Below are 2,406 nucleotides of genomic sequence, written 5' to 3' on the forward strand. Positions count from 1 at the left end.
AGCCCATCGGTCGCGAGGGCGTGGGGCTCCGGGGTGTCACGGGTTCGGCGGCTCGGCGGCTCGGCGGCTCGGCGGCTCCGGGTGGCAGGCTTAGCGGATTGCCTTTGGAGCTGAATCGTTTGCGGCATCGCCCGCTTGTCGGTGTGGGTGGTCTGATCGTTTGCGGGATCGCCGGCCTGGCGGTGGGCGGTGTGATCGTTTGTGGCATCGCCGGCCCGGCGGAGTGGACGGCTGATTCGTTTGTGACATCAGCTCCAAAGGCAATCCGCTAAGCCTGCCACCCGGAGCCGCCGAGCCGCCGAGCCGCCGAGCCGCCGAACCCGTGACACCCCGGAGCCCCACGCCCTCGCGACCGATGGGCTTAGAGGCCTCGCCGTGTGCCGGCGGCCAGGCAGCAGGAAAGACGACCACGGTCGATGTCCGGAGTGGAACAGCTGCGGAACGTGGTGGCGGAATCACGATGGACGCCGGCTCTTGACTCCCGGGAAACATCAGGCCACCATCTGACAACGTTGTCACTGATCCTCGCCGTCTGACAACGTTGTCACTTCTGGAGGCACGATGTCCGAGCCATCGCCGATTTCGCGGCGTACCTTCCTCTCCGCCGGTGCGACGCTGCTCGCCTCGGTCGGGGTGACAGCGGTCCTGCCGGACGCCCTCGCGTCCGCCGCCGGGCCGACGCCGAGCACCACCCCGACCACCACCGACCTCGCCCGGTACCGCCCGGTGGCGGTCTCCTCGACCGACTACGCCCCGACCCCCGCCACCTTCGCCGTGGACGGTCTGCCGCTGGTGGGCGTGCGGGGGAGCGGATGGCGGGCCGCCAACGGCGATCCACAGTGGATCTCGGTGGACCTCGAGGCGCCGTGCCGGGTCGAGGCCGTCTGCCTGGTCTTCGAGGCCACGCTCACCGACGCGCCGTTCGACGGCAACTACACCGACACCGACGGCGACGAGATCCTGTCCAGCGCCGCGACGGCGTACCGGATCGAGGTCTCCACCGACGGCCGTTCCTGGCGGTCGGTGTACGAGACCAGCGAGGGGCAGGGCGGCGTACAGACCATCAAGCTGCCGGAGCCCGTCACCGCCCGGTGGATCCGGATGACCGTCACGAAGCGCTCGAACAGCAACCCGGTGGGCCTCAACGGCTTCCAGGTCTACGGCGTACCGCTGGCCGGCCGGCCGAAGGCCGCTGGTTGGACCAGCTGGGAGGGCGGCAACACCGGCCCGGCCCCCGAGCTGAGAGTCGCCGCCGACGGTACGGTCCCGCTGGAGTCGGGCTGGTCGTTGACGATGGACGACTTCGCCGGCACCGCCGACGGCGCCGAACTCTCCCGCGCCGGTGTCGACGTCCGGTCCTGGCTGCCGGCGACGGTGCCCGGCACCGTGCTGGGCACCCTGGTCGAGCAGGGTCACCTGCCCGACCCCGTGGCCGGCTTCAACAACATGCGCATCCCGGAGGCGCTGTCACGGCACGCCTGGTGGTACCGGCGCGCGCTGCGACTGCCACGCGAGCTGGACACCTCGGCAGGCCGACGGATCTGGCTGGAGTTCGACGGGATCAACCACGAGGCGACCGCCTGGGTCAACGGCGTCCAGGTCGGCACCGTCACGCACCCGTTCGCGCGGGCGGCCTTCGACATCACCGACGCGTTGGCCGGTCACCGTGGCGAGCACGTCCTCGCCGTCCGGGTGACCCCGATGCCGCACCCGGGCACCCCCGGCGACAAGGGCCCCGACGGCCGTACCTTCCTCCAGTCGGCCCGCCACTACCTGGACGCGCCGACCTACCTGGCGGTGTCCGGGTGGGACTGGATGCCCGCCGTCCGCGACCGGGTCACCGGCCTCTGGGACCACGTCCGCCTGCGCAGCACCGGCGCCGTGGTCATCGGCGACCCGCACGTGCAGACCACGCTGCCCGACCTGCCCGGCACCGACACCGCCGAGGTCACCATCCGGGTGCCGGTCCGCAACGCGGCGGCCAGCGCCACCACTGTCACCGTCCGCGCCGAGTTCGACAAGGTACGCGTCGAGTCCACGGTGACCGTCCCCGCCGGCGCGAACACCACAGTCACCTTCAGCCCGCAGCGCTTCCCCGCGTTGCGGCTGCGCAAGCCCCGGCTCTGGTGGCCCAACGGCTACGGCGACCCGCACCTGTACGACCTCACCCTCACCGCCACCGTCAACCGCTCGGTCAGCGACCGGCGTGCGCTGCGCTTCGGTGTCCGCGAGTTCGCCTACGACTGGCACCAGCCGGTCGTCATCTCGCCTCCCGGCAAGCCGGCGCTGGAGTTCGTCGACGGCGCCGCGACCCAGACGGTCACGTTCGACCGTCAGCACGCCCAGCACGTACGCATCCAGGCCGGCCAGCGCGCCCCCGGGTGGGGCTTCTCGATGTTCTCGCGG

2 protein-coding genes are annotated in these 2,406 nt (G+C 71.5%); both read left to right on the forward strand.

All coding sequences use genetic code 11. The features are described from left to right. The coding region (locus KBX53_RS29755) for a hypothetical protein (RefSeq protein WP_210862976.1) at positions 1-272 on the forward strand (272 nt) is incomplete at its 5' end. Positions 273-561: 289 nt separating this feature from the next. Beyond that, the coding region (locus tag KBX53_RS29760) for a discoidin domain-containing protein (RefSeq protein ID WP_210862978.1) at positions 562-2,406 on the forward strand (1,845 nt) is incomplete at its 3' end.

The organism is Micromonospora sp. M51, from assembly GCF_018070305.1.
Lineage (GTDB): Bacteria > Actinomycetota > Actinomycetes > Mycobacteriales > Micromonosporaceae > Micromonospora > Micromonospora parva.